We start from the raw sequence: 3,093 nt of genomic DNA on the forward strand, positions 1-3,093 counted from the left end.
GTCTTCACCGTGAGCCAGCGCGCGTAGACATCCGGCGGCACGGTTTCCTTGAGGGTCGCACCGTCCGGCGCATTGCGGACACCGATCAGGGAGGGCAGCAGTGCGAGCTTGCCGAAGAAACCGACATTGGGTTTGATGTCCACCTTGGGCGGAAGGATCAGCTCGCTGGAATGGGCGAGGGCGTCGTCGATGTCGTCCGACTTCCAGGTCATGTTCTGCGGCAGGGGTGACAGGCTCCCCAGAATCAGCAGGGTGTGCTCGCCGCGGGTCACCTTCCAGAGGCCCGGCCCGGGTTGCACGCCACTGACCGTCACGGTCTCCAGGGTGGGTACGCTGCTCGCGGGCGCTGGCGGGGGCGTCGTCTGGGCGCGAGCGCTGCCCGCGTCGGCCAGGCCAAAGAGGAAGGGCAGGGCAAGGAGGAGGCGGGTGGTCGTCATCGGCGAAGTCTAGACGAACGCGCTTACCTGTCGCCTGCCCTTGGTCGTAGCCGCTGGCCTTGCGTTCACGTCCGTTAACGCCTCCCGCCGTGATTCCGGCGTGAAGGAAATAGTGCGTCATCCTTCCATTGTGGGGGCATTCGCGAACGGATAATCTTGCCCATCCGTCGCGTCCGTAACAACTCAGGGTTGCCCACCGATTCATGGCACTGGTGATCTACGACATTCCGTTCAGTCCCGATCTCGCCGGGCTATGGCACGTGCAGATGAACGGTGTGCCGATGGAAAATTTCGAAACCCGCGTGGGTGCGATCGCCTACGCCGTGCAGCAGTCCAAGTTGCTGGGCGTCCAGAACGGCCTGCAGGTGCTGGTTTCGGTCGAAGGGGCCGATGGGATCTGGCGTGAATTCGAGTCGAACGCGAAGCGTCCGGTGAGCGGCCTCCAATAGCGCTGCACGTCACCTTGATGCGCGATGCATAGGATGGGGGCACGAGAGGAGGAACATCTCACCCATGGCGCATCGAAAGATTGGTTACTTCGACGTTGAAGGCACGTGCTATGTCGCCAAACCCGGGCGCTGGCGCGGCAAGTACGTCATTAGCGAAGACGGCGACGAGCTCGCCGAGAAACTCTGCGTCACCTTGCACGAGAACGAAGAAGACGCGTGCGCCGAAGGCATGACGCTCGGCGTGGCCGCCGCCCGCAAGCTCATGAAAGAACGAGAGGGGTTCGATCCGGGCGACGAGTAGGCAGTTAGAATGGCGGCATGACCGACCCCAATGAAGCCTTCCGCCAGGATCTCGCGAAGCTCGCCACGGCTGTGATGCCCTTTGGCAAGTTCAAGGGCCGGGCGATTGCGGACCTTCCCGGAAACTACCTCGCGTGGTTCGCGCGCGAGGGCTTTCCGCCGGGCGAACTCGGCCGACTTCTCGCGATCATGCTCGAGCTTGACCATAACGGTCTGCGTCGCCTGCTGGATCCGCTGCGCAAGGCCTCGAAGTCCGCTTAAGCGCTTCGCTGGCGAATGCATAGCGCGTGCCAGAAAGTGCCCTTTCGGGGCGCTGCAAGTTATTCCGAATGGCCGATGGTGTGATTCGTTTACACGGCGTAAGTTTTCCTTGCGTCCCTGTGAATGTCTCGTTGCGTTCTCATTCGTGGGGTCGCCTGGTCCCAGCCCCACTCCCCTAAGGCCCGGAGACTCACAATGAAAATGAAAAACATCATGGCGCCCCGGCGCCACGGCCTCGCTTTGGCCATCGCCACCGCACTCGCATGCGCTTGTGCGCAGGCAGCGGCCCAGACGCCCCCTGCGCCGGCCCCTGCCACGCCTGCCCAGACGCCTCCGCCGGCCGACCAGGCGCAGCAGAAAACCACCGAGTTGACGGCTATCACGGTCACCGGCTCGGCCCTGCCGCGCATCGACGTGGAAACGCCATCGCCGGTGACGACCATTACCGCCGCGGATATTCAGAAGAGCGGTCTGACCACCGTCTCCGACGTGGTGCGGTCGATCTCCGCCGACAACAGCGGCTCCATCCCGGCCTCGTTCACCGCGGGCTTCGCCGTGGGTGCGACAGGCGTGGCGCTGCGTGGCCTGACCGTTAACTCGACGCTTGTCCTTATTGACGGCCGTCGTGCGGCGAACTACCCGGTGACCGATGACGGCCAGCGGTCCTTCGTCGATCTCAACACCATTCCCTCGAACGCGATCGATCGTATCGAAGTGCTCAAGGATGGTGCGTCGTCGCTGTACGGTGCGGATGCCATCGCCGGCGTCGTCAACATCATCCTCAAGCCCAGCTTCAAGGGTGCCGAATTCACCGCCGATGTCGGTACGTCGGAACACGGCGGAGGGCTGACGAAGCGTGGCAYGGTGTTGTTCGGCGGCGGCGACCTGAAGAAGGACGGCTGGAATGCCTACTTCAGTGCCGAGTACCAGAAAGACAACAGCATCATGACCCGTGACCGTGGCTATCCGTACAACACCGCGGACCTGCGCCGCAGCGGCGGCAACAACCTCATCGGCGGCCAGCCCTCGCAGAATTCCGGCTCGATCTACGGCACGGTGACGCCGGGTACCCTGTTACGTCCAGGCGACGTGACCTCTGGCGTGGCCGATCCGGGTGGTCTGGCGCAGCCGCTGCAATCGTGCGGTTCGCTTGGCACCCTGGTGACGGACGATCCGGCCAACCCGGGCAGCTACTGCTCGCAGAATCGTGCGCTGTACACCGCGATCCAGCCCACCGTCGAACGGGGCGGGTTATATGGCCGCTTTACCATCAAGCTCTCGGACACTTCGCAGGCCTATATCGGCGCGAGCTATTACGAGGTGAAGACGACGTTCCCGGGCACCCCGGCGCAGATCCAGGCCAGCACGCCGAACAACACCAACGCGATCGCCTTGCCGGCAACGCTGCCGAACGGTTCGCTCAATCCGAACAACCCGTTCGCGGCGCAGGGTAGCGCGGCACTGATCAACTACTCGTTCCCCAGTGCCCTGGCCAGCGGTCAGACCGACAACCACAACCTCCGCCTCGTCGGCGGTCTCACCGGGCAGTGGGGTGAATGGAGCTACGACACGGCCCTGGTGATCAACCATGATTCGCTGGATACGCGCCTGGATGGCCTCCTCAACTACGGTGCCCTGCTTTCCGC

5 protein-coding genes are annotated in these 3,093 nt (G+C 63.6%); 4 read left to right on the forward strand and 1 reads right to left on the reverse strand.

Annotated features, from left to right (window positions below; genetic code table 11):
* A partial coding sequence (locus AC1DT2_RS19285; protein ID WP_477298088.1) for a TraB/GumN family protein occupies nucleotides 1–437 on the reverse strand: 437 nt, incomplete at its 3' end.
* A 203-nt stretch (nucleotides 438–640) separates the two neighbouring features.
* On the opposite strand from AC1DT2_RS19285, the gene AC1DT2_RS19290 reads away from it, so the two are divergent.
* The 4 genes from AC1DT2_RS19290 to AC1DT2_RS19305 all read left to right on the forward strand — a co-directional run.
* Complete coding sequence (locus AC1DT2_RS19290) at nucleotides 641–886, forward strand: hypothetical protein (RefSeq protein ID WP_063573675.1); 246 nt, start codon at nucleotides 641–643, stop codon at nucleotides 884–886.
* 64 nt (nucleotides 887–950) lie between these two features.
* A complete protein-coding gene (locus AC1DT2_RS19295) occupies nucleotides 951–1,187 on the forward strand; it encodes a hypothetical protein (protein WP_063573674.1) in 237 nt (78 codons plus the stop codon).
* 17 nt (nucleotides 1,188–1,204) lie between these two features.
* A complete protein-coding gene (locus tag AC1DT2_RS19300; RefSeq protein ID WP_063573673.1) occupies nucleotides 1,205–1,447 on the forward strand; it encodes a DUF3820 family protein in 243 nt (80 codons plus the stop codon).
* Between the two features lie 195 nt (nucleotides 1,448–1,642).
* Nucleotides 1,643–3,093, forward strand: a 1,451-nt coding sequence (locus AC1DT2_RS19305) for a TonB-dependent receptor plug domain-containing protein (RefSeq protein ID WP_477298089.1), incomplete at its 3' end; no start/stop codon positions are given.

Source organism: Luteibacter sp. P4_E6 (genome assembly GCF_056401535.1).

What these genes read in the sequence shown, in the direction of transcription:
- AC1DT2_RS19290 (WP_063573675.1), top strand. Translation starts at nt 641, where the DNA reads ATGGCACTGGTGATCTACGACATTCCGTTCAGTCCCGATCTCGCCGGG.
- AC1DT2_RS19295 (WP_063573674.1), top strand. Translation starts at nt 951, where the DNA reads ATGGCGCATCGAAAGATTGGTTACTTCGACGTTGAAGGCACGTGCTAT.
- AC1DT2_RS19300 (WP_063573673.1), top strand. Translation starts at nt 1,205, where the DNA reads ATGACCGACCCCAATGAAGCCTTCCGCCAGGATCTCGCGAAGCTCGCC.